The sequence below is a fragment of the Streptomyces sp. NPDC051211 genome (assembly GCF_040689505.1).
Lineage (GTDB): Bacteria > Actinomycetota > Actinomycetes > Streptomycetales > Streptomycetaceae > Streptomyces.
In genome coordinates, this window is the sequence record NZ_JBFBAV010000005.1 from 28,891 (window position 1) to 52,925 (window position 24,035).

Genomic DNA, 24,035 nt, shown 5'->3' on the forward strand with positions numbered 1-24,035 from the left:
CCGTTCACAGGTTCCGCAGGGCTGGCAGCAGTTTGGCCTCCGCCCATTCCAGGAAGGGTCGTTGCCGGTCCCCGCCGATCTGGACGAGGGCGACCTCGGTGAATCCCGCCTCCGCGTACGGGCGTACCGCGTCGACGAAGGCGTCCACGTCGTCGCCGCACGGGATGGCCTCGGCGACGTCCTGGGGACGAGTGTGCTCCGAGGCTTGTTCGAAGCCCGCTGGGCCGGGGAGTTCCGAGTTGACCTTCCAGCCTCCGAGCGACCAGCGGAACTGGTCGTGCGCGCGGGCCACCGCGGCGTCGCGGTCGGTGTCGTAACAGACAGGGAGCTGGCCGATGCGTGGTTTGCCCGCGCCGCCGTGCGCGTCGAAGTCCTTCAGGAGCTCCCGTTTCGGCTCCGTGGCGATCACGAGATCGCCGTGGCGGCCGGCGAGCTCGCAGGAGCGGGGCCCGGAGACGGCGATCCCGATCGGGGGCAGCGGGTCGGGCAGGTCCCAGAGCCGGGCGTTCTCGACATCGAAGTGGGCGCCGTGGTGGCTGACGCTCTCCCCGGTGAACATGCGCCGGATGATGTCGACGGCCTCCTCCAGCATGTCCAAACGCACGTGCGCGGCCGGCCAGCCGGCGCCGACGATGTGTTCGTTCAGATTCTCGCCCGAGCCCAGGCCAAGACGGAACCGGCCCCCGGACAGGATCTGCATCGTCGCCGCCTTCTGCGCGACGACCGCCGGGTGGTAGCGGAAGGTCGGGCAGGTCACGTACGTCATGAGCGGGATCCGGGAGGTGGCCTGCGCGGCGGCGCCCAGGACGCTCCAGGCATAGGGGGCGTGGCCCTGTGACTCCAGCCAGGGGAAGGAGTGGTCGGAGATGACGGAAAAGTCGAACCCCGCCTCCTCCGCACCGACGACGTGGGACACCAGCTCCCGCGGTCCGGCCTGCTCGGTCATCATCGTGTATCCGATTCGCACCATACGGGGCGCTTTGCCGCGGTCATGTCCCGCGAAACCCTCCGCGGAGCAGAACCCTCCCTACGGCCCAGCCGTCGTGGGGCCGGGCTCAGGCCTGCGGACCGCTCAGGCGCCCCCGGGCCGCCCGTAAAGGGGCAGCAGAAGTGACGAGCCGTCTCGTTCTGGATTTTCAACGGTTTGAGGCCGGGGCAGACGGCCATACGCGACAGGAGGAAGTCATGGCCAACACATCTGACAACGGCACACAGAAGAAGGCAGACGCAGGGAAGCCCCCGCGCCCGGCCGAAGTGATCCTTACGGCGATGCAGCAGCTCTCCCAGCTGCTGGGCCTGCCGGCGGAGGCGGTCAGTTCATGTGAGCGCGCCGAGGACGGCACCTGGAAGCTCTCGGTCGAAATCGTCGAACTGCCACGCGTCCCGGACACGATGACGCTGCTGGCCTCGTACGAGGTCGAAGTCGACGGCGAAGGCGAGCTCATCGGCTACCGGCGTACCCGCCGCTACGAAAGGGGTCGCGCGGACCGCCGCTGAAGCGGCATCTCCCGGCCCTGCCCCGAAAAGAAAGGGAACCGGAACAGTGACTGTCGTTCCTGCCCAGCCCGCGCCCGCCGCCTCCGGTGGCGGATCCAGCGGCCTGTACGACGTACTCGAACTCGTCCTGGACCGCGGTCTGGTCATCGACGCCTTCGTACGGGTCTCCCTGGTCGGCATCGAGATCCTCAAGATCGACATACGCGTCGTCGTGGCCAGCGTGGACACCTACCTGCGGTTCGCGGAGGCCTGTAACCGCCTGGACCTGGAGGCCGGGCCGCGCAAGAGCCCGGGCCTGCCCGACCTCGTCGGCGAGATGACCGAGTCGGGGGCGCGCGGCAAGACCAAGGGCGCCCTCAGCGGAGCCGCGCAGACCATCTCCGACGCCTTCAACCAGGCCCGTGAGGAGGGCTCGGAGGAGAAGAGCGAGAGTCGGCCGCGCCGGCGCACCACCACCCGTCGGGAGGAGAAGGAATGACCACCTACGTCTACGGCATCGCCCGCGCCTCGCAGGAGCTGCCCGACACCATCGAAGGGATAGGCGAACCGCCGCTGCCGGTCCGCACCGTACGAGCCGGACAGCTGGTCGCCCTGGTCAGCGACGCGCCCGCGGAGCTCAAGGCGAAGCGGCGCGACCTCCTGGCCCACCAGAGGGTGGTGGTCCAGGCGCAGGTGAGCGGGCCCGTCCTTCCGATGCGCTTCGGCGGCGTCTCCCCCGACGACGAGTCCGTCGGCGCGATCCTCAGCGAGCACCACGACCGCTACCTGGAGCGCCTGAACGTCCTGGCCGGCCGGGACGAGTACAACGTCAAGGCCAACCACCACGAGGAAGCGGTCCTGTACGCCGTGCTCGCGGCCGACCCGCAGCTCCGCGCCCGGCACGAAGCCAACCGCGCGGCGGGCGGCGGCAGCCACGAGGAGAAGCTGGCGTTCGGCGAGCTCGTCGCCCGCGCCGTCTCCGCGCGCGAGCGTACCGACGCCGCCCTGATCGAGGAGGCCCTCGCGCCCCTCGCGGAAGGGGTGCGCCGAGGCCCCGAGAGCGGCGGCTGGCTGGCCAACCTCTCGTTCCTCGTCGACCGCAGCCGGCGGGAGGACTTCCTCGCCGCCGTCCGCGCCCTGCACGAGCGGCACGAACACGTTCAGGTGCAGGTGACCGGACCGCTGCCGCCCTACAGCTTCGCCGACGCGGGCTGAGCGCCGTGGGCCTGCTGAAGGAGGTACTGCTGCTGCCGGCCGCTCCGCTGCGCGGGACGGCGTGGGTCCTGCGGCAGGTCGTCGCGGAAGCGGAACGGCAGTACTACGACCCTGCCCTCGTCCAGCGCGAGCTCGCACGGCTGGTCGCGGCCTTCGAGGCAGGGGAGATGGACGAGTCAGAGTTCGACCGCCGGGAGGACGAACTCCTGGGCCGACTGGAAAGCGGGATGCGACTGCAATGAACAACCGCATGGCAATGGGACTCGCCCTGAGCGCCGGCTACGTACTGGGCCGCACGAAGAAGGCCAAGCTGGCCTTCGGCCTGACCACCCTGGTGCTCGGCCGCAAGCTCGCACTCAACGGAGCTTCGGTCGTGTCCTTCCTCGGCAGCCGCCTGGGAGACAACCCGCAGGTGAAGGAGATGCGCGAGCAGCTGCGCACGGATCTGCGCGGAGTGGGATCGGCGGCCGCCGACGCCCTGGTCGACCGTCGGCTGGAGGCGGTGGCCGACCGGCTGCACGAACGCACGCTGGGCGTCCAGGACCGCCTCGCCGGCCTGACCGGGCGCGACGACGGCGAGGCCCGGGCCGCCGATGACAAGGCCCAGGGCGACGGGGGCGACGGCGACGGGGGCGACGGCGACGGGCGACCGGCCCGCAAGCGGGCAGCCGCCCGAACGGGCAGCCGCCGCACCGGTTCCTCGACGGCCAAGAGCTCCGACAGGACGGGCGGCGGCGGCAAGGGCACCGGCAAGCCGGCCGCCCGACGCACCACGAAGCGGTCCGCCCGCACCGGCCGGGCAGGTGACGGCGATGCCTGAGTCCACCCTGGCACGGCTCCAGGACAGCCCCGCCGCCGACCGGGCCAAGGAGGAGCTGGAGCGCTACCTGATGGCTCAGGCCGAACGGCTCCTGGCGGGCGCCGGCCGGGCCATGGGCCGCTCCGCCGCCCACTTGAACGCAATGGCCGACGGCAGCAGCCCCGGGCTGAAGGCGCTGGCCCTCGACGCAGCCCGCAAGATCGGCAAGGGGCGCGGGCCCCTCCGGGCGGTCATCGAAGCCGGCGCGAAGCAGGCCGGGGAGAAGACCGCGAACACCCTGCGCGCGCGGCTGGGCAGAAACGGCGGCGGGCCGGGCCGCGGCCGGCCCACCGTCATCCTGGAATCGGTGGACGTGGGCGTGCCCGTCGAGGACGCCTACAACCAGTGGATCCGCTACCGCAACTCTTGCGGCAACCGGGCGGTCCACGTCACCGAGCAGGTCCCCGAGGAGTGCATCGCCTGGACCTCCGAGGGCCCCCGGGGCACCACCCACGGCGTGGTCACCTTCCACGAGCTCGCGGTCGACCTCACCCGCCTCCTGCTCGTCGTCGAGTACCACCCGCAGGGCGTCCTGGAGAAGACGGCCGACCTCTGGCGCGCCGAGGGCCGACGGGTGCGTCTGGACCTGAAGGACTACGCCCGTTTCCTCGCCTTCGAGGGCGGCCGGGCCGACGGCCGGCGAGGTGACCTCCACGACGGCGCCGACAGCGAGGAGCCCGACGAGATCGACGCGGAGGACACGACCGACCTCTACGACGACGAGTACGAGGACGAAGCCGAGGAGGTCGACGCAGCGGACGGGCAGGCGGAACCGGAACCGGACTGGGAAGCCGACCCCGAGGAAGAGCCGGAGGCCTCCCGGCCGGCCGGGCACCGCGGAAACCGACGGCCCGCATGACCATGCCCTCCGGCCTGCCCCGGCCCTACGACGACAACTCCAGCGCCAACCTCGCCGACATCCTCGAACGGGTCCTCGACAAGGGCGTGGTCATCGCCGGCGACATCCGCATCAACCTCCTCGACATCGAACTGCTCACCATCAAGCTCCGCCTGGTGGTCGCATCGGTCGAACGGGCCAAGGAGATGGGGATCGACTGGTGGGAACAGGACCCCGCGCTCTCCTCCAAGGCCCGGCACCGCGAACTGGGCCGGGAGAACGAGGAACTGCGCCGGCGCGTCGCGGAGCTGGAAGCACGCCGGGAGGAGCACCCGTGACCGACGAACTGCTCTACGTCTACACCGTGCTGCGCACCGCGACACCACCGTCCCCGCCCCTGGCGCTCGATGCCCGGGCCCGTCTCGGCACGGGCCTGGAACTCGTCGAGCACCAGGGGCTCGTGGCAGTCGTCGAGCCCGTCGACCCGGCCCACTTCGACGAGCAGCCGCTGCGCGCACACCTGGAAGACCTCGACTGGCTCGCCGGCGTGGCCCGGGCCCACCACGAGGTGGTCGCCCGCATCGGTCGCCTGGCCACCACGGTTCCCTGCCGGCTGGCGACGATCTGCCGAGGCCGGCAGGGAGTCCGGCGGATGCTGGCCGAGGCCCGCGAACCCGTCGGCGAGGCACTGGACCGGGTCGCGAACGCGGAGGAATGGGGCGTCAAGCTCTACGCCCAACCCGCACCCGCCGACCCCCCGCCGCCCGACCCCCGCGCGTCGGCCTCCGCCGGCGCCCCTTCGGGCCGCGACTACCTGCGCCGCCGCCTGAGCGACCGCCGCGCCCAAGCCGATCGCACCGGCGAGGCCCAGCGCGCGGCCGAAGCCCTGCACGAGCGTCTCACCCTGCAGGCATCCGGCGCGGTCCTCCACCCACCCCAACAGCAACAACTGTCCCGGGCACCGGGACAGAACGTCCTCAACGCCGCCTACCTCGTTCCCACCGCGAACCGGCAGGCCTTCCTCGACAGCGTCCCGGCGGCCGACGACCTGCCGGCAGGGGTCAGGGTGCAGGTCACCGGCCCCTGGGTGCCCTACTCCTTCACCCACACCACCGCCGCGCCGGCCCAGTCCTCGTGATCGCGGACCAGGACGTCGCCCTCGTCGACCTCCTCGACCGCCTGCTGGCGGGCGGGGTGGTACTCGCCGGTGACATCACCTTGCGGATCGCCGACATCGACCTCGTACGAATCGACCTCAAAGCCCTGATCAGCTCCGTGAACGACACCGTCCCCCCACCCTGGAAGCAGGGAACCGTATGAGCCGCCCGCAGAGAATCGACCTCGACCCCGACACCGTCGAACGCGACCTCGCCTGCCTCGTCCTGACCGTCATCGAACTCCTGCGGCAGCTCATGGAGCGCCAAGCACTTCGCCGGGTCGAGGCCGGCGGACTGACCGAGGAGCAGGAAGAGCGCCTCGGCCTGACCCTGATGCTCCTGGAAGACCGCATGGAGCTCCTCCGCAGCCGGTTCGGACTCCGGCCGGAAGACCTCAACATCGACCTCGGCCCCCTGGGAAAGCTTCTGTGAACCCGAGGGGTTTATCGCACGGAGTTCCGGTCACACGCGAGACATGACTGAATCGGAGAAGCGCACCAACAACCGCTCGGCATCGCGGAGTTCCTCCAACGGAACCCAGTCCCGCTCCCGGGCCGCGAGCGCGGCCCGCGACGGAGCGAAGGCGGCTTCCAAGACGGCGGACGACACCGCAGGCACCGTCACCGCTCTCCCCGCCCCGCTGGCGGAGAAGACCGCGGCCGCCGCGAAGGCCGTCCGGGGCACCGTCGGCCGAGCCGGATTGATCTGGACCGCCGTACGGGCCCGCAAGGCCCTCACGGCCGGCGCCGCCACCGCCGGAGCCGCCCTCCTGACCACCGTCTACACCCTGGGCCACCGCGCAGGCCGGCGCCGGCGCGGACCGATCTCCAGGCTCACCGGCGGCCGCGTCTGAACCCACCGTGCACGTCCTGCGCAAGATCGCCGGGCATGGCTCGCTCACGACCCTGCAGCCGGTCCCCCGAAATGATCAAGGGGCCGTTTCGGATCCCTCCGGAACGGCCCCTCCCGCATGGGCGAGGTGGACCGGGGCGCCGATGAGGGCCGCGAGACGGCCGGCCCGAGGGGCGGAGCCGGGTACGGCGGCCCGGCCCGCCCACCGTGCCGGAGCGCCCTTCCCGGTCTAGCGTTGAAGGGAGCCCGCGCGGGGCTCGTACGGCACGGCACCGTAGGCCGCCGTCGGCGCGCCAATGGGCAGGTGAGGCCATGACCAGCACGGCAGGCTCGGTCGGCACCGATTACGACGTGATCGTCGTAGGCGCGCGCTGCGCGGGATCACCGACGGCGATGCTCCTTGCCCGCCTCGGGTACCGGGTCCTCCTGGTCGACCGGGCGACGTTCCCCAGCGACACCATCTCCACCCACCTGATCCATCCGCCCGGGCTGGCCGCGCTGGACCGCTGGGACCTGCTGGAGCGGGTGACCGGGACCGGATGTCCCGCCATCGACACGTACGTGTTCGACCTCGGCCCCTTCAGCATCGCCGGCTCCCCCGCCGGAGAGGGCTTCGACGTCTCGTACGCACCGCGCCGGACCGTCCTCGACAAGATCCTCGTCGACGCCGCCGCCGAGGCCGGCGCGGAGGTGCGGGAGGGGTTCACCGTCGGGGAGATCCTGTTCGACGGAGACACGGTCACCGGCGTCAAGGGCCATTCCAAGGACGGCGGGTCCGTCACCGCCCACGCCCGGATCGTCATCGGGGCGGACGGCCTCCACTCGTCGGTCGCCAAGGCGACCGGTGCCGTCGGCTACGCGGAGAAGCCGAAGATCAACGCCTACTACTACACCTACTGGGCCGGGCTGCCCATGCAGGGGACGTTCGAGGCGTACGACCGCGGGGACCGCGCCTTCGCCGCCTGGCCGACCAACGACGACCTGACGATGGTCATCTGCGGCTGGCCCATGCGCGACTTCGAAGCCAACCGGGACGATGTCGAAGGCAACTACCACGCCACCCTGGCCCGGGCGCCGGCCTTCGCCGAACGGGTCTCGACGGCCACCCGGGCCGAGCGGTTCGTGGGCACGTCCATCCCCAACTACTTCCGCAACCCCTACGGCCCGGGCTGGGTCCTGGTGGGCGACGCAGGCTACCTCAAGGACCCCATCACCGCTCAGGGCATCCAGGACGCCTTCCGGGACGCGGAGCGCTGCACGCGGGCACTCGACGACGTACTCTCCGGGCGCCGGCCCTTCGAAGAAGCCATGCAGGAGTCCCAGGAGGCGAGGGACGCGCAGGTCAGGAGCATGTACGAGTTCACAGCCGAATTCGCGACCATGGAACCGCCGCCCCCTGAGATGCAGGAGCTGCTCATGGCGGTGTCCCAGAGCCCCGCGGCGCGGGACGAGTTCATCCGGGTGACGGCCGGGGTGACACCGCCGGAGGAGTTCTTCGCCCACATGCAGGAGCGGATGGACGCAGCCGGTCCCCAGAAATGATCAAGGGGCCGTTTCGGATTGCCCTGAAACGGCCCCTGACCTGCAACTCTTTTGTCGGCCTGTCAGGGCATCGTCCCGCCTGCGTTTCGGATCAGCCGCTGGAGGACCTTCAACGCGGTGATGTAGTCCGCGTCATCGATGCCCTCGTGGAGGGCGGCGCGGATCGAGGGGGCATTGCGTGCCAGGTCGGTCCGGGCCTGTTCCCCCTCTTCGGTGATCCACAGCCGGTCCTTGTCGTCCCGTCTCAGCCAACCGCGCTCGACCAGCACCGCGGACTCTGCCGCCAGGTCGTCCTCGGGCCGGATGTAGAGGCTCATGGCCTTCCGCAGTTCGGGCAGGGTCATCCCCTCTCCGTCGGGCGAGATGTCGTTCGCCGACAGGTTGCGCAGCAGCCAGAACTGTGGCTGCGTGTAGCCCTTCTCGAGCTGCCGCGCCCGGGTGAACGCGATCAGCGCCTCGTAGGCGACACCGGTCCAGTAGGCAGCGGGTTGTCCGGCGAGTTCGGCATCGGACATCTGCTGAGCCGTCATGAGTCTGATCCTTTCGGGTACTTCGGATTCGAGCGGAGGAGCCGGTCGGGACAGCCGAACGGCTCCGGACCTCCCGAGCACGGTTCCGCCTGAATGATCAACATATACTTCGGCCGCTCGGCGACCGCAGGGGCGTCGGGAGAAGACGCGGGGGCGAGATGGAGCTGCGGGACATCGAAATCTTTCTGCTGCTGGCCGAGGAGTTGCATTTCGGCCGAACCGCCGAGCGGCTCCGGGTCTCCCAGGCCCGGGTCAGCCAGGCCGTCAGGAAGCAGGAGCGGCGCATCGGCGCAGCGCTGTTCGAGCGCACCAGTCGCTCCGTACGCCTGACCGAGGTCGGCCGCCAGCTGCGCGACGACCTGCAGCCGGTCTACGCGGGCCTGCACGAGTCCCTCGAACGGGCCCGGCTCGCCGCCCGCGGGGTCACAGGTCGGCTCCGCATCGGCATGATGCCGTTCAACCTCGTCGACCTGCACTGCTACTGGAAGGAATTCCGCTCGCGGTACCCGCAGTGGGAGCTGGAGATCCGCCAGCTGGGGTACCTCGATCCGTTCGGTCGGCTCCGCAACGGCGACCTGGACGTCCTGGTCGGCTGGCTTCCCGTGGAGGAGCGGGACTTCACCGTGGGCCCGGTCTTGATGACGGACCCGCGGATCCTTGCCGTGGCCGCCGACCACGAGCTGGCCCAGCTGACGTCGGTGCGACTGGAGATGCTCGCCGACTTCCGGCACGCCATGCCACCCGACATCCCGCACTACTGGGAGGACGGCTACATGCCGTTCAACACGCCCCGGGGCCGGATGATCGAGCGCGGCCGACCCACGATCAACGCGGAGGACCTGATCAACGAGGTCGGCATGGGCGAGAGCATCCACGGCTTCCCCAGCCACGTCACCCGACACTGGGGCATGCCGAACATCCGCTGGATACCCGTCCCCGACCTGGCGGCCCTGTCCTACGCCCTGGTCTGGCGGACCGAGGCCGAGAACGGGCCGATCCGCGCTCTCGCCGACACGGTCCGCGAACTCGGCGCGTTCCGGTTCTGATCCCGCGTCGCGCCCTCAGCAGCAGCCGGACAAGCGGGCGGGCTCGTCACACACGGGTGGGGCTCGTCGACCGTTGGGCGACCTCGTCGATGGCGGCGGCCACGAGGGCGGGGTCCCGGGCGAGGATCTGCGCAGGAGGGCTGGACGTGGTGGCGAACACTGTCACCTGGTCATTGTTCGCCGCGGCGTGCGTGGCGGCAGCCCACACCCTGCCCCTCAGCTCTTGCGACTCGCCGGGATGCCGTCCGCACCCGACGATGAACACGGTCGGACAGCGCAAGGCCGCGAAGTCGGGTGAGAGTCCGCCATTGACCTCGTCTGTCGCAATGACGACCTCCGCCCTCTGCCGGGGGGACATCCGGACTGCCCCACCGAGGAAGGGCGCGACGCGCCCGATCCAGCCGAATCGTCGGAACCCCTCACGCACACGGTCCTTGCCGGCCTCGTCGAACAGCGAGACCGGGTAGGCCCCGTCGACGAGAACCAAACCGCCGACGAGCTCCGGGAACTCAGCCGCGTAACACACCGCGATCGTCGCACCGTGGGACCAGCCGACCAGGACCGGCCGCTGGAGCACCGTCGTCTCGATCACCCGGTCCACGTCGTCGATCGCGCCACGCACCGAGTAGTCGGCACGAGCACCCGATCCGCCGCTCGTCCGACCGTCGAACCTGACGGTGCGGTACCTGCCACCGAGGCGATGGATGACCTTGTCCCACTGCTGCCACGTCGAGAAACCTCCGTTCAGGAAGAGCAGCGGGGGTCCGTCGCCGAGGGAGTCGACACCGAGCAGGCGGGTGTCGACCGCCGCGATCGTGAACTCTCGTGACATGCGGGCGGGCCTTTCGTGTATCAGGAGTGGAGTCGGCCGGTTCCGGTCGGCGCCGGGCGCTCGGGGGCGGGTCAGCCGGCGGCGGCCGGCGCGAGCCCGCCCGCGGAGCTCGTACCGACCAGCGGGAACAGAGAAGCCGATGGACCGGGGTGAACCGCCCCTGGCACGAAAAAGCCTCCTCCAGCGCCACCGCGTGATCAACGCCGACTTGATGCGTTGATCGATAACTCAGCGGTTATCGCGGTACGCGAACGGCCGGCGGGGCCCCCTGGGCCTACGCATGCCGAGACGCGTGGTTCGCCGACGCCGGCGTCCAGGTGCATGTTCCACGGAAGATCGCCGGGCCCGATCGTCATCGCCCGCTGACGGCCAAGGCTGGTGGTCCCCAAATGGTCCCCAAGAACGATCAAGGGGCCGTTTCAGATTTCTCTGAAACGGCCCCTGATCTGCGACTCTTTCGAGTCGGGACGACAGGATTTGAACCTGCGACCCCTTGACCCCCAGTCAAGTGCGCTACCAAGCTGCGCCACGTCCCGATGCTCCTGTCACCTGGGGGTTACCCCGGGTGGCGGTGCATGAAGAACATTACCCCACGCCGAGGGGTGCGCACGCACCGGTGATCGCGAGGGGCAGGATGGGGCTGTGAACGGACGGGATCGGGATGCGGAAGGGCGCGCGCGGAGTGCGCGGCCGAGGGACGGATTGGGGCGCCCGCTGCCCTACGGCGAGGCCGGGGTCGAGCGGCAGCCCGAGGGGGTGGTGCGGGAGCCGGCGGAGACCGTGCGGGAGGCGCAGCGACTGCTGGACGCCGGGATGCCGTTCCATGCGCACGAAGTGTTCGAGGACGCCTGGAAGTCGGGTCCGCAGGCGCAGGCGGCGCTGTGGCGGGGGCTGGCCCAGCTGGCGGTCGGGCTCACGCACGCGGCGCGCGGCAACACGGTGGGCGGGTCCCGGCTGTTGCGCCGCGGGGCCGCCGGCATCGAGGGCCTGGGCGGTTCGTACGGGATCGATGTGCCCGGGCTGGTCCGGTGGGCCGGGGAGCTGGCCGACCGGGTGGCGGCCGGCGAGCGGATCGACGCCGCGGCCGAGTCGCCCCGGCTGCTGGGCGCGCCCTAGGGGTGTCCTGCCCTGGTCGGCAAGACACCCCTGGGCCTCCCGTCGGGGCCCGCGCCGGACGCGGCCGGGTAGCGTGCGGGGCAGTCGAGCGGAGGGCGGGTTCCATGCGCGCTGTGGTGTTCGAGCGGTACGGGGAGCAGGCCGAGGTCCGGGAGGTCGCCGATCCCGCGCCACCGGCGGCCGGGGTGGTGGTGCGGGTGGAGGCCACCGGACTGTGCCGCAGCGACTGGCACGGGTGGATGGGGCACGACCCGGACATCGTGCTGCCGCACGTTCCCGGGCACGAACTCGCCGGGGTGGTCGAGGCGGTGGGGCCCGGGGTCGCCAACTGGCGGGTCGGGGACCGGGTGACGGCGCCGTTCATCTGCGCCTGCGGCAGCTGCGTCGACTGCGCGGCCGGCGACCACCAGGTGTGCGCCCGGCAGACGCAGCCGGGTTTCACGCACTGGGGGTCCTTCGCCGAGTACGTGGCGCTGGACCACGCCGATGTGAACCTGGTGGCCGTGCCCGGGGAACTGTCCTACGCGACGGCCGCCGGGCTCGGCTGCCGGTTCGCGACGGCCTTCCGGGCGGTGGTCGCCCAGGGGCGGGTGGCCGCGGGCGAGTGGGTGGCGGTGCACGGCTGCGGCGGGGTGGGACTGTCCGCCGTGATGATCGCGGCGGCGGCCGGCGCACGGGTGGTCGCCGTCGACACGGCACCGGCCGCACTGGACCTGGCACGGAAGTTCGGCGCCGCGCACTGTGTGGACGCCTCCTCGGCCGGTGACACCGCGGCGGCGGTACGGGAGTTGACCGGCGGGGGCGCGCACCTCTCGCTCGACGCCCTGGGCTCGCCGGGCACGGCCGCGGCTTCCGTCGCCGGACTGCGCCGGCGGGGACGGCACGTCCAGGTGGGGCTGCTGCCGCCGGCGGCCGGCGGGGCGGTGCTGCCGATGGAGAAGGTGATCGGCTGGGAGCTGGAGATCCTCGGGAGCCACGGCATGGCGGCGCACGCCTACCCGCCGATGATGGAGCTGGTGCGGGCCGGGACACTGCGGCCGGACCTGCTGGTCACCTCGACGATCCCGCTGGACGCGGCCCCGGCGGCCCTCGCCTCGATGGGCACGGCCGCGGGCCGCGGGGTCACGATCATCCTGCCGGGATCGGGCGCGCCGGGCTGAGCCGACCGGCCGCTCCCGCCCTACACCGTGCCGCCGCCGCTCTGCTGGGCCGCGGTCGCGGGCTGGAGCAGGTCCCAGCGGTTGCCGTATAGGTCGGTGAAGACGGCCACCGAGCCGTACGGTTCGTGCCGCGGCTCTTCGAGGAAGGTGACGCCCTCCGCCGTCATCCGGGCGTGGTCGCGCGCGAAGTCGTCCGTGTAGAGGAAGAAGCCGACCCGGCCGCCGGTCTGGTCGCCGACCCGGGCGCGCTGGGCCTCGTCCTTGGCGCGGGCCAGGAGCAGGGCGGCGGCCGTTCCGGTGGCGCCGGGCGGGCGGACCACGACCCAGCGGGAACCGTCCGGGCGCGGGGTGTCCTCGGCCAGGTCGAAGCCGAGGGCGCGCGTGTAGAAGTCGATGGCCTCGTCGTAGTCGTTCACGACCAGGGCGGTGAGGGCGATGTGTGAGGGCATGCCCCTATTGTGCGTGGAGGAGGACCACGTCCAGGGTGCGGGGGCCGTGGACGCCCTCGACCCGGTCGAGTTCGATGTCGCTGGTGGCGGAGGGTCCGGAGATCCAGGTCAGCGGGCGGGTGGGGTCGAGGAGCGGCAGGGCCTGCGGGATCGAGTCCACCACCTGGCCGGGTACCCGCACGACGCAGATGTGGTGGTCGGGGATCAGGGTGATGCGGCGCCGTCCCTGGTAGGGGCCGCCGTCCAGGACGATCGTCCCGGTTTCGGCGACGGCCAGGGCGCAGCCGGTGAGCACGCTGTCCGCCCGGTCGAGTTCGGCGGCGGTGGATTCCGCCCGGTCGGGCAGCCAGGCGACGTCCACGCCGGCCGTCCACCAGGCCGGCAGGGCGGGCGGTACGAGCACGGTCCGTGCGTCCCGTTCCGCCAGCAGCCGGGCCACCAGGGTCGGGAGCCCGCCCCGGTCCGTGCGGTGGACCCGGGCCCGGTACTCGGCCAGGTGGGCGGCGAGCAGGTCCGCCGACTCGGCCGGGGTGCGGGTGCCGTGCACGGCCAGGTAGTCGCGGGGGATGCCGGTCTCCGGCCCCGGCTGGGGTACCGCCCGGCGGATCCGGGCCAGGATGCGGTCCTTGCTGCTCATCGGGTGTCTCCCCGTCCGCCGGTCGGGTCGCCGGTCCGTGCGTCCATCCGTACGCCGGCCCGTTCGCCGGCCCGTTCGCGGGCCCACCAGTCGCGGAAGGACTCGGCCGGGACTTCGGGAAGTTCACGGGTGTCGGTCCAGGCCCGGCCGGGCCCGCCGGGCAGCCGGTGCGGCCGCAGGCGGCGCGTACGGGACAGGATCCGTTCGGCGGCGCGCAGCGCACCCGGGTGGTCGAGGAGCAGGCGGGCGGCGCGCATCGCGGCGCGTTCGGCCGTGTGCCCGCGAGCGGGACGGATCCGGACGCGGATGCCCTCCCGGGTCACCGGTCCGCCCTGGACCACCCGTTCGCGCAGGTGGACGAGGACCTCGGGGATGTCGATGGCGACGGGGCAGACCTCGTAGCAGGCCCCGCACAGGGTGGAGGCGTAGGGCAGTGAGGCGTCGATCTCGCCTGCCGTACCGCGGAGTTGGGGGCTGAGGATGGCCCCGATCGGCCCCGGGTAGACGGATCCGTAGGCGTGGCCGCCCGCCCGTTCGTAGACCGGGCAGACGTTGAGGCAGGCGGAGCAGCGGATGCAGCGCAGGGCCTGCCGCCCGGTCTCGTCGGCGAGGGTGTCCGTGCGGCCGTTGTCGAGCAGGACCAGGTGGAAGGCGCCGGGCCCGTCGCCGTCGGCGGTGCCGGTCCACATGGTGGTGTACGGGTTCATCCGCTCGGCGGTGGAGGAGCGCGGCAGGGTCTGGAGGAAGATCTCCAGGTCGCGGAAGGTGGGGATGACCTTCTCGATGCCGACGACGGAGATCAGGGTCTCCGGGAGGGTGAGGCACATGCGGCCGTTGCCCTCCGATTCGAGCACGACCATGGTTCCGGTCTCCGCCACCATGAAGTTGGCGCCGGAGACGGCGACCTTGGCGCGCAGGAACTTCTCCCGCAGGTGCAGCCGGGCGGCCTCGGCGAGCGCGGCCGGGGTGTCGTCGAGCCCGTCCGGAGCGGGGCGTCCCCACGCCCCCATCTCGCGGGCGAAGATGTCGCGGATCTCGCCCCGGTTGCGGTGGATGGCGGGGACCAGGATGTGCGAGGGCCGGTCGTGGCCGAGCTGCACGATGAGTTCGGCGAGGTCGGTCTCGTACGCGGCGATGCCGGCCGCCTCCAGCGCCTCGTTGAGGCCGGTCTCCTGGGTGGCCATCGACTTGACCTTGACCACCTCCCGCTCGCCGGTGGCCAGGACCAGGCCGGTGACGATGCGGTTCGCCTCGGCGGCGTCGGCCGCCCAGTGGACGGTGCCGCCCGCCTCCGTGACGGCCGCCTCCAGCTGCAGCAGGTAGCGGTCCAGGTGGCGGAGGGTGTGGTCCTTCACGGCCCGGCCGGCGGCGCGCAGCCGGTCCCAGTCGGCGAGTTCGGCGACGGCCCGGGCCCGCTTGTCCCGGATGGTGTGGGTGGCGTGCCGCAGGTTGGCGCGCAGGGTGGCGTCCCGTACGGCCTCCCGGGCGGCGGCGGGAAAGGCCGGGAAGGCGGCCGGGGCGGCGGCGGGGAGGGCGGGCATGCCGAGGAAGGTTCCGGTTCCGGTCACGGCAGCGGCTCCTCCTCGGTGGCGGCCAGGATCTCGGCCAGGTGCAGGGCGCGCAGCGGCGAGCCCTGCCGGCGCAGGGTGCCCTCCAGGTGGGCGAGGCAGGAGTTGTCCGCCCCGCACAGCACGGAGGCGCCGGTGGTGGCGGCGCTGCGGAGTTTGTCGGCGGCCATGGCGGCGGACACGTCCGGGTTCTTGACGGCGAAGGTGCCGCCGAATCCGCAGCACTCCTCGGCGCCGGGCAGCTCGACCAGCTCCAGCCCCTTGACGGCGGCCAGCAGCCTGCGCGGCCGGTCGCCGAGGCCCAGTCCGCGCAGGCCGTGGCAGGACGGGTGGTAGGTGACCGTGTGCGGGAAGTACGCGCCGACGTCGGTGACGCCCAGGACGTCGACGAGGAACTCCGTCAGTTCGTACACGCGGGGCGCCAGGTCTGTCGCGAGCGCGGTGAGCGTGCCGCCGCGCCCCTCGGCCGCCGCCTTGGCGCCGATCCGCGGATAGTGCTCGCGGATCATGGCGGCGCAGGACCCGGACGGGGTGACCACGTGCGTGTACCCGGCGAAGGACTCCGCGGTACGGCGGACCAGCGGCTCGGCCTCGTGCCGGTAGCCGGTGTTGTACTGGGGCTGGCCGCAGCAGCTCTGCCCGGCCGGGAAGTCGACCTCGACCCCGAGCCGCTCCAGCAGCCGGACCACGGCGATGCCGGTGGCCGGGTACAGCGCGTCGTTGACGCAGGTGACGAACAGGGCGACGCGCATGACCGGCAGAATAGCCGGGTGAAGAAGTTCTCAGTGATCGGTATAGGCGCGGGCGACCCGGACCACCTCACCCTCCAGGCGGTCAAGGCGATCGGCGCGGCGGACGCGTTCCTCATCCTGGAGAAGGGGGAGGAGAAGGCGGATCTGACCGGACTGCGGCGGGCCATGCTCGAAGAGCACGCCCGGCCCGGCCACCGGCTGGTGGAGGGCCGGGACCCGGACCGCGACCGCACCCCGGCCGAGTACGCGCCCACCGTGGACGGCTGGCGCAGCGCGCGGGCCGGGATCTTCGAGCGGTTCATCGACGAGGACCTCGCAGATGGCGAGACCGGGGCGTTCCTGGTGTGGGGCGATCCGTCCCTGTACGACTCCACCCTCGCGATCCTGGAGGAGGTGCGGGACCGGGGCGCGGTCGAGTTCGAGTACACGGTGGTGCCGGGCATCAGCAGCGTGTCCGCCCTGCTGGCCAAGCACCGGACGAACCTCAACCGGGTGGGCCGCCCGGTCCAGATCACCACCGGCCGGCGGCTGGCCGAGGGGTGGCCGGCGGACGTGGACGACGTGGTCGTGATGCTGGACGCGCGGCACGCCTTCACCCGCCACCTCGACCAGGACCTGTACATCTACTGGGGTGCGTACGTCGGCACGGCCGACGAGATCCTGGTCCAGGGGAAGCTGGCGGAGGTGTCCGGGCGGATCGAGGAGCTGCGGACCGAGGCGCGGGCCCGGAAGGGCTGGATCATGGACACCTACCTGCTGCGCCGCGACTGAGCCGGGCGGGCCGCCGGGCGGGCCGCAAGCCGCCCGGCTCAGCCGGCCCGCCCGGCTCAGCCGGCCCGCCCGGCTCCAGCCGGCCCGCCCGCCCGTCGGCCCGGCCGCCGTTACGCGGTGGGGGTGCTGCGCGCGTAGGTGAGGAAGGCCGCCCCGGACTTCAGGACGGTGTGGTCCGTGAGGTCCCAGCCGCACGGGTCGAAGGCGGCCTTGTGGGAGAAGAGCGGTATTCCGGTGCCGATGGTCATCGGGCTCAGCTTGACGACCATCGTGTCGATCTCGGAGTACAGCGCACCGGCCAGTTCGGCTCCGCCGACCAGCCAGATGTCCTTGCCGTCCTCCTGCTTCAACTGCCGCACCGTCTCCACCGGGTCGTCGGCGACCAGTTCCACGCCCGGGTCCGGGCTCTCGGTCAGCGTCCGGGAGAAGACCAGGTGCCGCAGGTGCGGGTAGGCGTTGGCCAGGCCCGCCTTGAGGCCGATCTCGTAGGTCCGCCGCCCTTCGACGACGGTGTCGAAGTGCGTGCCCTCGGCCGTGACGGACAGCGCGGCACGGGCCGGGGCCGGCAGGGTTTCCGGGTACTCGGTGATGATGTGCCCGATGTAGTCCTCGGGGATCGACCAGAACCCGTCCGGGCCGGTGGGGTCGGCACCGTCCGGTCCCGCGATGAAACCGTCGAGGGTGGACGCGATGTAGTACACGAGCTTGCGCACGGACGACCTTCCGTTGATCTGTGGACAGCAGCGATCGATGTGGATCTCAAGATCATCACATGGCCGCCGCGGGGCGGAAAGAGACTCCCTAGACGCCGCGCGCCCCGTCGATCCGCTCGCGGAGCAGGTCGGCGTGGCCGTTGTGCCGGGCGTACTCCTCGACCATGTGGATGAGCACCCAGCGCAGGGACACCGTGCCGCGCCAGGCGTCCTTGCCCTCGACGTCGAGGTGCGGCGCCTCGACGGCGAAGCGGTCGGCGAAGGCCGCCTCGGTGCGCCAGGCCTCCCACGCCTCCGCCACGGCCTCGGGGTCGGACACCGCGCCGTCGAAGTCCCGGTCGGGGTCGGTCTCCGAGGAGAAGCGGGGCGGGGCGTCCTGTCCGGCGAGGACCTGGCGGAACCAGCGGCGCTCCACATCGGCGAGGTGCCGGACCAGGCCGAGCAGGGAGAGCGTGGAGGGCTCTACGGACCTACGCGCCAACTCCGCTTCCAGGCCGGCACACTTCAGCTCCAGGGTCCGGCGCTGGTCGGCGAGGAAGCCGGCGAGCATGAGCCGCTCGTCGCCGGTCGCGGGCCCGTTGAACCGCCGGGCGGGCCCGGCCTCGGCGAGTACGTCCGATCGTCTGCTCTTCATGGTCACAGCCTGCCCGATCACCCCGGGGTCAGGCCAGCAACTGGGGCAGTACCGCGGCCAGTTGCGCGTACTCCTCCGGGCGGTTGTAGATCTGGCCGCAGACGCGGATGCCGCCGCCGCCCGGCCAGGGCCAGATCAGCACCCGGATGCGGTGGCGGGCGGCGATCTCCTCACGGAGCGCACGGGCCGCCTCCTGGGTCTCGGCGACCCCCGGCGGCAGCCGCAGGGCCTGCATGGCCAGCCCCTCGGTGTGCGGGAGCGGGCGGAGCCCGGGGATCTCCGCGAGCAGGGCGCTGCCGTGGGCGGCGAGGGCGGCGTTGTGGGCGCGCACCTTGGCGGCGTCGAGGCGGGCGAGCAGGTCCAGGCCCTCGGGGGCGGCGAGCCAGCCCGTGTAGTCGGCGGTCGCGCGGTACTCGACGGAGCGCGGGAAGCCGTGGTGGTCCTCCCAGGAGGGCACCAGGGACCGGATCCGGGCGCGATGGGCCGGGGCGACGGCGAGCACGGCACTGCCGGCGGGGGCGTAGCCCCATTTGTGGAGGTTCCCGAACCAGAAGTCGGCCCGGCCGGCGAGCGGGTCGGCCAGCATGCCGGGCACGTGGGCGCCGTCGACGACGGTGGTGACGCCCCGGTCGGCGAGCTCTGCGAGGAGCCGGGGCGCGGCGATGATCCGGGCGGTGGGCGAGCTGATGTGGTCGAGGAGGGCGACCTTGGTACGGGGGGTGAGAGCGGCGAGGACGGTCTCGCGGACGGCGTCCTCGTCGGGGAGCAGGGGGTCGAGGGCCACGGTGGTCACGGTGGCGCGGCGGGCCGCGGCGGCGACGACGGTGCCGTAGCCGTGGTCGGTGACCAGGATCTCGTCCCCGTCGGCGAGGGGCACGGCGTCCAGGGCGATGTTGGCGGCCTCCGTGGCGTTGGAGACGAAGGCGAGGCCGTCCGGATCGGCCCCGAGGTGGGCCGCGATCCTGGCGCGGGCGGCGGCGATCCGGTCGGGGGCGGCGAGGAAGAAGGCGTCCGGGTCGGTGTGGGCCTCTTCGAGCAGGGCGGCCTGGACGTGCTGCACGGGGAGGGGCACCGCGCCGAAGGAGCCGTGGTTGAGGTGGGCGACGTGGGGGGTGAGGCGGAAGAGGCTGGGGCCGCCGGGGAATTCGGTGACGGTGGGGACGGTGGTCAAGGTGCGATGCCTCCGGGGGTGGGGACGGCGGGTGCGCGTGCGGGCGGTGGCCCTGCGGGGCTTCTTCCCCCTCCCCGCCCCTTCCCGAACTGGGGCTCCGCCCCCAGACCCCGATCCGGCGCTCCGCGCCCGTGCGCTCAAACGCCGCGCGGGCTGGATTGCGCAGCAATCCCAGCCCCGCCGGCGTTTGAGGCGCGGGGTCTGGGGCGGAGCCCCAGTTACGGGAAGGGACGGGGAGGGAATAGGCCCCGCGCAGCGGCGTCGGCGTCGGCGTCGGCGTCAGCAGCAGGTCGGGACGTCCCGGGCGCTGGTGGCGCCGTAGTACTGGAGGTCCTGGACCTCCACCGAGCGGTCCACCGGATACGGGAGCTCCACCTCCGCGCCGGTCCTCCCCCCGCGCACGACCTCCGCCGCGCTCGTCCCGGTACGCAGCGGCAGCAGCTTGGCGTGGACGCCGGCCGGTGCGTCGTGCCGGCCCTCGACCGAGCCGACGGTGGTACGGACGGTCGCCGGGGCCGTGAGGAAGCTGAGCACCTCCACCGTGTCCCGGGGGGCGGCGCTGCCCCGGCGCAGCGACATGACGAGCGACTGGTCGCCGGTCGGGTCGGTGGAGGCGAACTGGGTGCGGGAGGTGAGGTAGAGGGTGTCCCGGACGATCTTCGGCCAGGCGCCGGTCTTGAACCGGGTCAGGTAGTAGGAGCTCAGGTCCAGGTAGGTGTGCCCGTTGTGCAGGGAGGGGGCGAACTGGCTTCCCTCCGAGTAGTCGTTCCAGGTGGTGAGCTGCACCCAGTCCGCGCCGTCCTCGATGGCGCGGGTCCAGGTGGCGCGCAGGGTCGCGGTGTTGCCGGCCTCGTCGTAGATGCCCTGGTTGGGGCGGGCGTCCTGGACGGACACCGGCTGCATCCAGATCTTTCCGGCGGCGTGGGCGCGCCGGACGTCCCGGGTGGAGCTCTCCTGGCCGGTGTAGCTGCGGCTGCCCCACTCGGAGAAGCCGTAGCTGATCGGGGCGAACGATCCGTTGTGCGCGCCGAAGTCGAGGAACAGCGGCACGAACGCGGTGCGGATGCCGTGCCGGGACTTCAGCAGGTCCAGCACCTGCGTCCACCAGGCCACGCTCTTGGCCTCCGCCTTGAAGGGGGAGACGACGAGCCGGCCGTCGGCGAGCCGGTGCGCGGCGGGAGCCTTGCCGATCCGGGCGAGGGTGTCGGCGAGCACCGCCGGGTCGTCCGTCTTCAGTGAGGTCATGTCCGGCATCAGCATGATCCGGAAGCCGGGGTCCACCGAGTGGGCGGCCTGCATCAGGAGGTTGGACCGCTCCCAGTTCTTCCCGGAGAGGGACAGCAGGTCGAGGGTGAACCCGTCCAGGCCGGCCGCGCGGGCGGTGCGGACCTCCTGCTGGAGGTTGGCGAGCTCCCAGTTGCCGTCCTTGGGCGGCACGGGCAGCGGGCGGTCGCGCAGCAGTCCGCCGTACGCGCCGTGCTTGCCGCTCTCGCCGTCCGGGTCCAGGTAGTTGCGGGTGTAGTAGTCCGCGTCCGCGCTCGCGTTGTCGAGCGAGAGCGGGTACGGGGTGAAGTAGTGGGCGAACACCAGCTTCTTGGCGGACCGCAGGGTGGCGGTGGAGGGCATGTCGAAGGGCAGGGCGCCGGCCGGCCGGCGCGTGGCCGCGTCGCCGTCGCCGGTCCCCTTCCCCGGGTCTGCGGTGCTCCCGCCGCCGCCGGGTTTGCCCTTTGCCGGAACGCCGCCGCTCGCTGCGGGAGCGGCGGCGGTGCCGGGAGCGGGGCTTCCGGGCGAGGTGCTGTCGCCGGGCGGCTGGGGCTGGGGTGTGCGTGCTCCGGAGGCGGAGCCGGCCGGCCCGGCGCCGGCCGCGAAGGGGTCCCAGACGATGCCGGCCGCGACGCACGCACCCACCAGCAGGCAGGCCGTGACCAGGAAGGACAGCACCGGCCGGCGAGCGCGGAAGCCCGCGCGGCGCCGATGCGTTAACGGTCTCTGCCGCCGATGCCCGCTCATTCTCCGGCCCCTCCCTGGAATATGCCCGCGTGTGGGGCTGGACAGCAGTAGAGCGGATTCCCGTCCTGCGGACAACCGTTCCCAGGTTCTGCGGCCCTGGCACGTACGTCACACGCACCACGGGAACTACGCCGGTCCCTTTGCCACGGCTAACCGGGCCCTGCCCGCATCAGCTGCGGGCGGCCGCGATGTTCACGTTCTCCAGGACGCCCAGGGCGTCGGGGACGAGGACGGCCGCCGAGTAGTAGGCGCTGACCAGGTAGGACATGACGGACTTCTGGTCGATGCCCATGTAGCGGACGTTCAGGCCGGGTTCGTACTCCTCCGGGATGGCGGCCGGGCGCAGGCCGATCACCCCCTCCTGCTCCTCGCCGGTGCGCAGGGCGAGGATGGAGCTGGTGTGGCCGTCGACCACCGGGATCTTGCCGCAGGGCAGCAGCGGAATGCCGCGCCAGGACGGCACGGTCTTGCCCTGCACCTCGGTGGTTGCAGGGGTGATGCCGCGCCTGTTGCACTCCCGGAAGAACGCGGCGATGGCCTTGGGGTGGGCCAGCAGCAGCTTCGTACCGCGGCGCATGGTGATCAGGTCGTCCAGGTCGTCGGGGGTGGGCGGGCCGGACCAGGTGTTGATGCGCTGGCCGTAGTCGGCGTTGTGGAGCAGCCCGAACTCCCGGTTGTTCACCAGCTCCCACTCCTCGCGTTCGCGCATCGCCTCGACGGTGAGCCGGAGTTGCTGCTCGAACTGGTTCATCGGGTCGTTGTAGAGGTCGGCGACCCGGGTGTGGACCTGCAGGACGGTCTGGGCGAGGCTCAGTTCGTACTCGCGCGGACTGAGGTCGTAGTCCACGAAGGTGCCGGGGAGTTCGCACTCGCCCTGATGCCCCGAGACCAGCTCGATGGCGGCCTCGCCGCGCCGGTTGACCGGCCGGCGGCCGTTCTCGACGTACCGCTCCAGATGCGCGCGGAGCTCCGCGGAGCGGTCCAGCACCTCCTGGATGACGCGCCGGCGCAGCACCATCACGGTGCCGGCGGTGGCCGCCCGGACGGAGTAGTCCCAGCGCGGCTCGCTCCGGCCGAGGGACTCCTCGCCGAGCTGGTCCCCGTCGGCCAGCACACCGAGGGTGTCGGTGCCGCCGTACTGGCCGCGGGCCTGCTTCTCCAGCCGGCCGTGGGCGACGACGAACACCTCCTCGACGGGGGTGCCGGCCTCGACGAGGGTGTCGCCGGCCCGGATCTCGCGGGAGGTGAACCGGGCGGCGAGCTCCTCCAGCACCGACAGGTCGGTGAAGCCCTTGAGGCTGGGCAGCTCCACCAGGGTGGGCGCGAGGATCCGGACGTCGTCCGCGCCGCTCTGCACGAAGGAGACCCGGCCCCGGCCGACGGCATGGGTCAGGCGGCGGTTGACCCGGTAGGTGCCGGCGCCGACCGGGGTCCACGGCAGCATGCGCAGCAGCCAGCGGGAGCTGATGCCCTGCATCTGGGGGACCGACTTGGTGGTGGTCGCAAGGGTGCGGGCGGCCGCGGTGGACAGGCTCTGCTGCTGCGGCGGCGGGGTGTCCGGGGTGGTCATGCGGGGGTCCCTCCCTGCTGGTAGCGGGCGGTGGTGCGGTGCCATTCGAGGTTTCCGCCGAGCCAGGCCCATACGTCGGACAGGTAGCGGGCCAGCGGCGGGAAGCCGCCCGCCGAGAGCAGGGCGGCCTCCTCCTCGAAGGCGTGCATCAGCTCGTCGTGGATCTCGGCGGAACGGCCCACCGCCTCCTCCCGCGAACAGCCCTCCTCGGCCTCGATCAGGGCCGGCAGGTTGTAGTTGACGGCGGCGCCGCCGTCCTCCCGGTGCATGGAGTAGAGGTCGTTGACGATGACGCTGGCGCTGGCCGCCTTCAGCACGGCGCCGCGGACCCGGGGGTCGGCGTACACCTCGACGGGCAGCTCGTAGCCGCCGGCCGGGTCGAGCATCACCAGGCAGGGCATGAAGCTGTTGTCCTGGCGCACGGCGAGGAATTCGGGCACCGACGGGGTCCGCCCGGCCACCCGCCAGCCGGCCTCGGCGGTGTAGCCGGAGAACAGGGCGGCCATCTCCTGGCGGTAGCGGGTGAGCTGGGCCCGGCTGGCGTACCGGGTCAGATGGCCGGTGCTTGCACGCAGGGCGACCAGCACCGGGTCGGCGCGGAGGGTCTCTTCGTGGCGGGCGGCGTAGCGGGCGGGCAGCCGGGCGGGATCGATGGCGGCGAAGGCGAGGGAGAGGTGGGTGGCGATCTCCAGGGGGACGGCGCCGGCGCTCTCGTCGTCGCAGTAGTAGTCGTCGGTGGCCCACTGGGCGAGGGTGCACTTCGCCGCGGCGAGGAGCCGGTCGGGGTCCTCGACGCGGGCGAAGGTGAGCATGTACATCCGGCCGAGGGAGAGCGCCCGGACCTCGTCCAGCCGGCCCTCGTACAGGCCGGTCTCCTCGGCCCATTCGAGCAGCCGGTCGTCGACCACGGCCGCGAGGGCGGGGTCGTCGCGCTGGGGCGGCGGACAGTACAGCTCGGGCACCCGGGACCGCGGCTCCGGCCGCGCCGGGGGCGCGACCCGGAGCGACCCGGTCCCCGGCCCGGAGGGGCCGCTCTGCAGGCGGGCGAGCAGGTCGTTCTGCATGGGTACGACCCTGGGGGGCGGGCGGCCCCGGCGGTACCGGCGGGGCCGCCCGGGCTGTTGAAAATCCGGGCGG

Annotated in this window: 29 protein-coding genes and 1 tRNA gene; 16 read left to right on the forward strand and 14 right to left on the reverse strand. The window is 72.3% G+C overall.

From position 1 onward, the window contains the following. Positions 1-4: 4 nt before the first annotated feature. Positions 5-970: an LLM class F420-dependent oxidoreductase gene (locus AB0447_RS07560; protein WP_366475601.1), complete on the reverse strand. Its 966-nt coding sequence runs from the start codon at positions 968-970 to the stop codon at positions 5-7. A gap of 215 nt (positions 971-1,185) precedes the next feature. Here AB0447_RS07560 and gvpO point away from each other — a divergent pair, with 215 nt between their 5' ends. The 12 genes from gvpO (at position 1,186) to AB0447_RS07620 (ending at position 7,939) form a co-directional block, all read left to right on the forward strand. Continuing rightward, positions 1,186-1,497 (forward strand): gas vesicle protein GvpO, encoded by a 312-nt coding sequence (gene gvpO, locus AB0447_RS07565; RefSeq protein WP_366475602.1) that lies wholly within the window; start codon positions 1,186-1,188, stop codon positions 1,495-1,497. A 46-nt stretch (positions 1,498-1,543) separates the two neighbouring features. After that, positions 1,544-1,975, forward strand: a complete 432-nt coding sequence (locus tag AB0447_RS07570; protein WP_366475603.1) for a gas vesicle structural protein GvpA — start codon at positions 1,544-1,546, stop codon at positions 1,973-1,975. Then, a complete protein-coding gene (locus AB0447_RS07575; RefSeq protein ID WP_366475604.1) occupies positions 1,972-2,691 on the forward strand; it encodes a GvpL/GvpF family gas vesicle protein in 720 nt (239 codons plus the stop codon). Before AB0447_RS07570 ends, AB0447_RS07575 begins: the two co-directional genes overlap by 4 nt. Positions 2,692-2,696: 5 nt before the next feature. After that, positions 2,697-2,933: a gas vesicle protein GvpG gene (locus AB0447_RS07580; protein WP_366475606.1), complete on the forward strand. Its 237-nt coding sequence runs from the start codon at positions 2,697-2,699 to the stop codon at positions 2,931-2,933. 8 nt (positions 2,934-2,941) lie between these two features. After that, positions 2,942-3,511 (forward strand): DNA primase, encoded by a 570-nt coding sequence (locus AB0447_RS07585; RefSeq protein WP_366475607.1) that lies wholly within the window; start codon positions 2,942-2,944, stop codon positions 3,509-3,511. Continuing rightward, positions 3,504-4,409: a cyclase gene (locus AB0447_RS07590; RefSeq protein ID WP_366475608.1), complete on the forward strand. Its 906-nt coding sequence runs from the start codon at positions 3,504-3,506 to the stop codon at positions 4,407-4,409. The genes AB0447_RS07585 and AB0447_RS07590 overlap by 8 nt, the downstream gene beginning before the upstream one ends. Beyond that, the gene (locus tag AB0447_RS07595; RefSeq protein ID WP_366475609.1) at positions 4,406-4,726 is read left to right on the forward strand and encodes a gas vesicle protein; all 321 of its coding nucleotides are present in this window, start codon (positions 4,406-4,408) and stop codon (positions 4,724-4,726) included. The genes AB0447_RS07590 and AB0447_RS07595 overlap by 4 nt, the downstream gene beginning before the upstream one ends. After that, entirely contained in the window at positions 4,723-5,526 is an 804-nt protein-coding gene (locus AB0447_RS07600) for a GvpL/GvpF family gas vesicle protein (RefSeq protein ID WP_366475610.1), read from the forward strand. The genes AB0447_RS07595 and AB0447_RS07600 overlap by 4 nt, the downstream gene beginning before the upstream one ends. Continuing rightward, positions 5,526-5,708: a gas vesicle protein gene (locus AB0447_RS07605; protein WP_366475797.1), complete on the forward strand. Its 183-nt coding sequence runs from the start codon at positions 5,526-5,528 to the stop codon at positions 5,706-5,708. Before AB0447_RS07600 ends, AB0447_RS07605 begins: the two co-directional genes overlap by 1 nt. After that, on the forward strand, positions 5,705-5,977 hold the full coding sequence (locus AB0447_RS07610) for a gas vesicle protein K (protein WP_366475611.1): 273 nt from the start codon (positions 5,705-5,707) through the stop codon (positions 5,975-5,977). The genes AB0447_RS07605 and AB0447_RS07610 overlap by 4 nt, the downstream gene beginning before the upstream one ends. A gap of 43 nt (positions 5,978-6,020) precedes the next feature. After that, positions 6,021-6,398 (forward strand): hypothetical protein, encoded by a 378-nt coding sequence (locus tag AB0447_RS07615; RefSeq protein ID WP_366475612.1) that lies wholly within the window; start codon positions 6,021-6,023, stop codon positions 6,396-6,398. Between the two features lie 311 nt (positions 6,399-6,709). Beyond that, entirely contained in the window at positions 6,710-7,939 is a 1,230-nt protein-coding gene (locus AB0447_RS07620) for an NAD(P)/FAD-dependent oxidoreductase (RefSeq protein WP_366475613.1), read from the forward strand. A 62-nt stretch (positions 7,940-8,001) separates the two neighbouring features. Here the strand turns inward: AB0447_RS07620 and AB0447_RS07625 are convergent, their stop codons facing one another. Continuing rightward, on the reverse strand, positions 8,002-8,469 hold the full coding sequence (locus tag AB0447_RS07625) for a MarR family winged helix-turn-helix transcriptional regulator (RefSeq protein WP_366475614.1): 468 nt from the start codon (positions 8,467-8,469) through the stop codon (positions 8,002-8,004). A gap of 158 nt (positions 8,470-8,627) precedes the next feature. Here AB0447_RS07625 and AB0447_RS07630 point away from each other — a divergent pair, with 158 nt between their 5' ends. Then, positions 8,628-9,515 carry a LysR family transcriptional regulator gene (locus AB0447_RS07630; protein ID WP_366475615.1) on the forward strand — a complete coding sequence of 296 codons (888 nt, stop codon included), beginning with the start codon at positions 8,628-8,630 and terminating at the stop codon, positions 9,513-9,515. A gap of 46 nt (positions 9,516-9,561) precedes the next feature. Here AB0447_RS07630 and AB0447_RS07635 read toward each other — a convergent pair whose 3' ends face one another. Beyond that, entirely contained in the window at positions 9,562-10,347 is a 786-nt protein-coding gene (locus tag AB0447_RS07635; RefSeq protein WP_366475616.1) for an alpha/beta hydrolase, read from the reverse strand. A 462-nt stretch (positions 10,348-10,809) separates the two neighbouring features. Further along, positions 10,810-10,883 (reverse strand) — tRNA-Pro (locus AB0447_RS07640). Between the two features lie 106 nt (positions 10,884-10,989). Between AB0447_RS07640 and AB0447_RS07645 the strand changes: the two genes are divergently transcribed. Both AB0447_RS07645 and AB0447_RS07650 read left to right on the forward strand, forming a co-directional pair. After that, positions 10,990-11,463, forward strand: coding sequence for a DUF309 domain-containing protein (locus AB0447_RS07645; protein ID WP_366475617.1), 474 nt, complete (start codon positions 10,990-10,992; stop codon positions 11,461-11,463). A 104-nt stretch (positions 11,464-11,567) separates the two neighbouring features. Then, the gene (locus AB0447_RS07650; RefSeq protein WP_366475618.1) at positions 11,568-12,623 is read left to right on the forward strand and encodes a zinc-dependent alcohol dehydrogenase family protein; all 1,056 of its coding nucleotides are present in this window, start codon (positions 11,568-11,570) and stop codon (positions 12,621-12,623) included. A gap of 20 nt (positions 12,624-12,643) precedes the next feature. On the opposite strand, the gene AB0447_RS07655 is transcribed toward AB0447_RS07650, so the two are convergent. From AB0447_RS07655 to AB0447_RS07670, 4 genes are read right to left on the reverse strand one after another with little or no spacing between them, the layout of a single operon-like run. Further along, the gene (locus AB0447_RS07655) at positions 12,644-13,072 is read right to left on the reverse strand and encodes a VOC family protein (protein ID WP_366475619.1); all 429 of its coding nucleotides are present in this window, start codon (positions 13,070-13,072) and stop codon (positions 12,644-12,646) included. Positions 13,073-13,076: 4 nt separating this feature from the next. After that, the gene (locus AB0447_RS07660) at positions 13,077-13,709 is read right to left on the reverse strand and encodes an LUD domain-containing protein (RefSeq protein WP_366475620.1); all 633 of its coding nucleotides are present in this window, start codon (positions 13,707-13,709) and stop codon (positions 13,077-13,079) included. Beyond that, positions 13,706-15,250, reverse strand: coding sequence for a lactate utilization protein B (locus AB0447_RS07665; protein ID WP_366475798.1), 1,545 nt, complete (start codon positions 15,248-15,250; stop codon positions 13,706-13,708). The genes AB0447_RS07660 and AB0447_RS07665 overlap by 4 nt, the downstream gene beginning before the upstream one ends. A gap of 23 nt (positions 15,251-15,273) precedes the next feature. Then, positions 15,274-16,029 carry a (Fe-S)-binding protein gene (locus AB0447_RS07670; protein ID WP_366475621.1) on the reverse strand — a complete coding sequence of 252 codons (756 nt, stop codon included), beginning with the start codon at positions 16,027-16,029 and terminating at the stop codon, positions 15,274-15,276. An 18-nt stretch (positions 16,030-16,047) separates the two neighbouring features. Between AB0447_RS07670 and cobF the strand changes: the two genes are divergently transcribed. Then, a complete protein-coding gene (gene cobF / locus AB0447_RS07675) occupies positions 16,048-16,800 on the forward strand; it encodes a precorrin-6A synthase (deacetylating) (protein WP_366475622.1) in 753 nt (250 codons plus the stop codon). A 110-nt stretch (positions 16,801-16,910) separates the two neighbouring features. On the opposite strand, the gene AB0447_RS07680 is transcribed toward cobF, so the two are convergent. The 6 genes from AB0447_RS07680 to AB0447_RS07705 form a co-directional block, all read right to left on the reverse strand. Next, complete coding sequence (locus tag AB0447_RS07680) at positions 16,911-17,513, reverse strand: dihydrofolate reductase family protein (RefSeq protein ID WP_366475623.1); 603 nt, start codon at positions 17,511-17,513, stop codon at positions 16,911-16,913. An 88-nt stretch (positions 17,514-17,601) separates the two neighbouring features. Further along, positions 17,602-18,147, reverse strand: a complete 546-nt coding sequence (locus tag AB0447_RS07685) for a DinB family protein (RefSeq protein WP_366475624.1) — start codon at positions 18,145-18,147, stop codon at positions 17,602-17,604. Positions 18,148-18,175: 28 nt separating this feature from the next. Next, entirely contained in the window at positions 18,176-19,318 is a 1,143-nt protein-coding gene (locus tag AB0447_RS07690; RefSeq protein WP_366475625.1) for an aminotransferase class V-fold PLP-dependent enzyme, read from the reverse strand. Positions 19,319-19,597: 279 nt separating this feature from the next. Next, a complete protein-coding gene (locus tag AB0447_RS07695) occupies positions 19,598-21,328 on the reverse strand; it encodes a glycoside hydrolase family 71 protein (RefSeq protein ID WP_366475626.1) in 1,731 nt (576 codons plus the stop codon). Positions 21,329-21,497: 169 nt separating this feature from the next. Continuing rightward, positions 21,498-22,898, reverse strand: a complete 1,401-nt coding sequence (locus tag AB0447_RS07700) for a family 2B encapsulin nanocompartment shell protein (RefSeq protein WP_366475627.1) — start codon at positions 22,896-22,898, stop codon at positions 21,498-21,500. Then, positions 22,895-23,962: a family 2 encapsulin nanocompartment cargo protein terpene cyclase gene (locus AB0447_RS07705; protein WP_366475628.1), complete on the reverse strand. Its 1,068-nt coding sequence runs from the start codon at positions 23,960-23,962 to the stop codon at positions 22,895-22,897. The genes AB0447_RS07700 and AB0447_RS07705 overlap by 4 nt, the downstream gene beginning before the upstream one ends. Positions 23,963-24,035 lie beyond the last annotated feature (73 nt).

Excerpts from the sequence above, each read along its gene's own strand:
- AB0447_RS07560 (WP_366475601.1), bottom strand. The coding sequence starts at position 970 with ATGGTGCGAATCGGATACACGATGATGACCGAGCAGGCCGGACCGCGG.
- gvpO (WP_366475602.1), top strand. The coding sequence starts at position 1,186 with ATGGCCAACACATCTGACAACGGCACACAGAAGAAGGCAGACGCAGGG.
- AB0447_RS07575 (WP_366475604.1), top strand. The coding sequence starts at position 1,972 with ATGACCACCTACGTCTACGGCATCGCCCGCGCCTCGCAGGAGCTGCCC.
- AB0447_RS07585 (WP_366475607.1), top strand. The coding sequence starts at position 2,942 with ATGGCAATGGGACTCGCCCTGAGCGCCGGCTACGTACTGGGCCGCACG.
- AB0447_RS07590 (WP_366475608.1), top strand. The coding sequence starts at position 3,504 with ATGCCTGAGTCCACCCTGGCACGGCTCCAGGACAGCCCCGCCGCCGAC.
- AB0447_RS07595 (WP_366475609.1), top strand. The coding sequence starts at position 4,406 with ATGACCATGCCCTCCGGCCTGCCCCGGCCCTACGACGACAACTCCAGC.
- AB0447_RS07610 (WP_366475611.1), top strand. The coding sequence starts at position 5,705 with ATGAGCCGCCCGCAGAGAATCGACCTCGACCCCGACACCGTCGAACGC.
- AB0447_RS07615 (WP_366475612.1), top strand. The coding sequence starts at position 6,021 with ATGACTGAATCGGAGAAGCGCACCAACAACCGCTCGGCATCGCGGAGT.
- AB0447_RS07620 (WP_366475613.1), top strand. The coding sequence starts at position 6,710 with ATGACCAGCACGGCAGGCTCGGTCGGCACCGATTACGACGTGATCGTC.
- AB0447_RS07625 (WP_366475614.1), bottom strand. The coding sequence starts at position 8,469 with ATGACGGCTCAGCAGATGTCCGATGCCGAACTCGCCGGACAACCCGCT.
- AB0447_RS07630 (WP_366475615.1), top strand. The coding sequence starts at position 8,628 with ATGGAGCTGCGGGACATCGAAATCTTTCTGCTGCTGGCCGAGGAGTTG.
- AB0447_RS07635 (WP_366475616.1), bottom strand. The coding sequence starts at position 10,347 with ATGTCACGAGAGTTCACGATCGCGGCGGTCGACACCCGCCTGCTCGGT.
- AB0447_RS07650 (WP_366475618.1), top strand. The coding sequence starts at position 11,568 with ATGCGCGCTGTGGTGTTCGAGCGGTACGGGGAGCAGGCCGAGGTCCGG.
- AB0447_RS07655 (WP_366475619.1), bottom strand. The coding sequence starts at position 13,072 with ATGCCCTCACACATCGCCCTCACCGCCCTGGTCGTGAACGACTACGAC.
- AB0447_RS07660 (WP_366475620.1), bottom strand. The coding sequence starts at position 13,709 with ATGAGCAGCAAGGACCGCATCCTGGCCCGGATCCGCCGGGCGGTACCC.
- AB0447_RS07665 (WP_366475798.1), bottom strand. The coding sequence starts at position 15,250 with ATGCCCGCCCTCCCCGCCGCCGCCCCGGCCGCCTTCCCGGCCTTTCCC.
- AB0447_RS07670 (WP_366475621.1), bottom strand. The coding sequence starts at position 16,029 with ATGCGCGTCGCCCTGTTCGTCACCTGCGTCAACGACGCGCTGTACCCG.
- AB0447_RS07685 (WP_366475624.1), bottom strand. The coding sequence starts at position 18,147 with ATGAAGAGCAGACGATCGGACGTACTCGCCGAGGCCGGGCCCGCCCGG.
- AB0447_RS07695 (WP_366475626.1), bottom strand. The coding sequence starts at position 21,328 with ATGAGCGGGCATCGGCGGCAGAGACCGTTAACGCATCGGCGCCGCGCG.
- AB0447_RS07700 (WP_366475627.1), bottom strand. The coding sequence starts at position 22,898 with ATGACCACCCCGGACACCCCGCCGCCGCAGCAGCAGAGCCTGTCCACC.
- AB0447_RS07705 (WP_366475628.1), bottom strand. The coding sequence starts at position 23,962 with ATGCAGAACGACCTGCTCGCCCGCCTGCAGAGCGGCCCCTCCGGGCCG.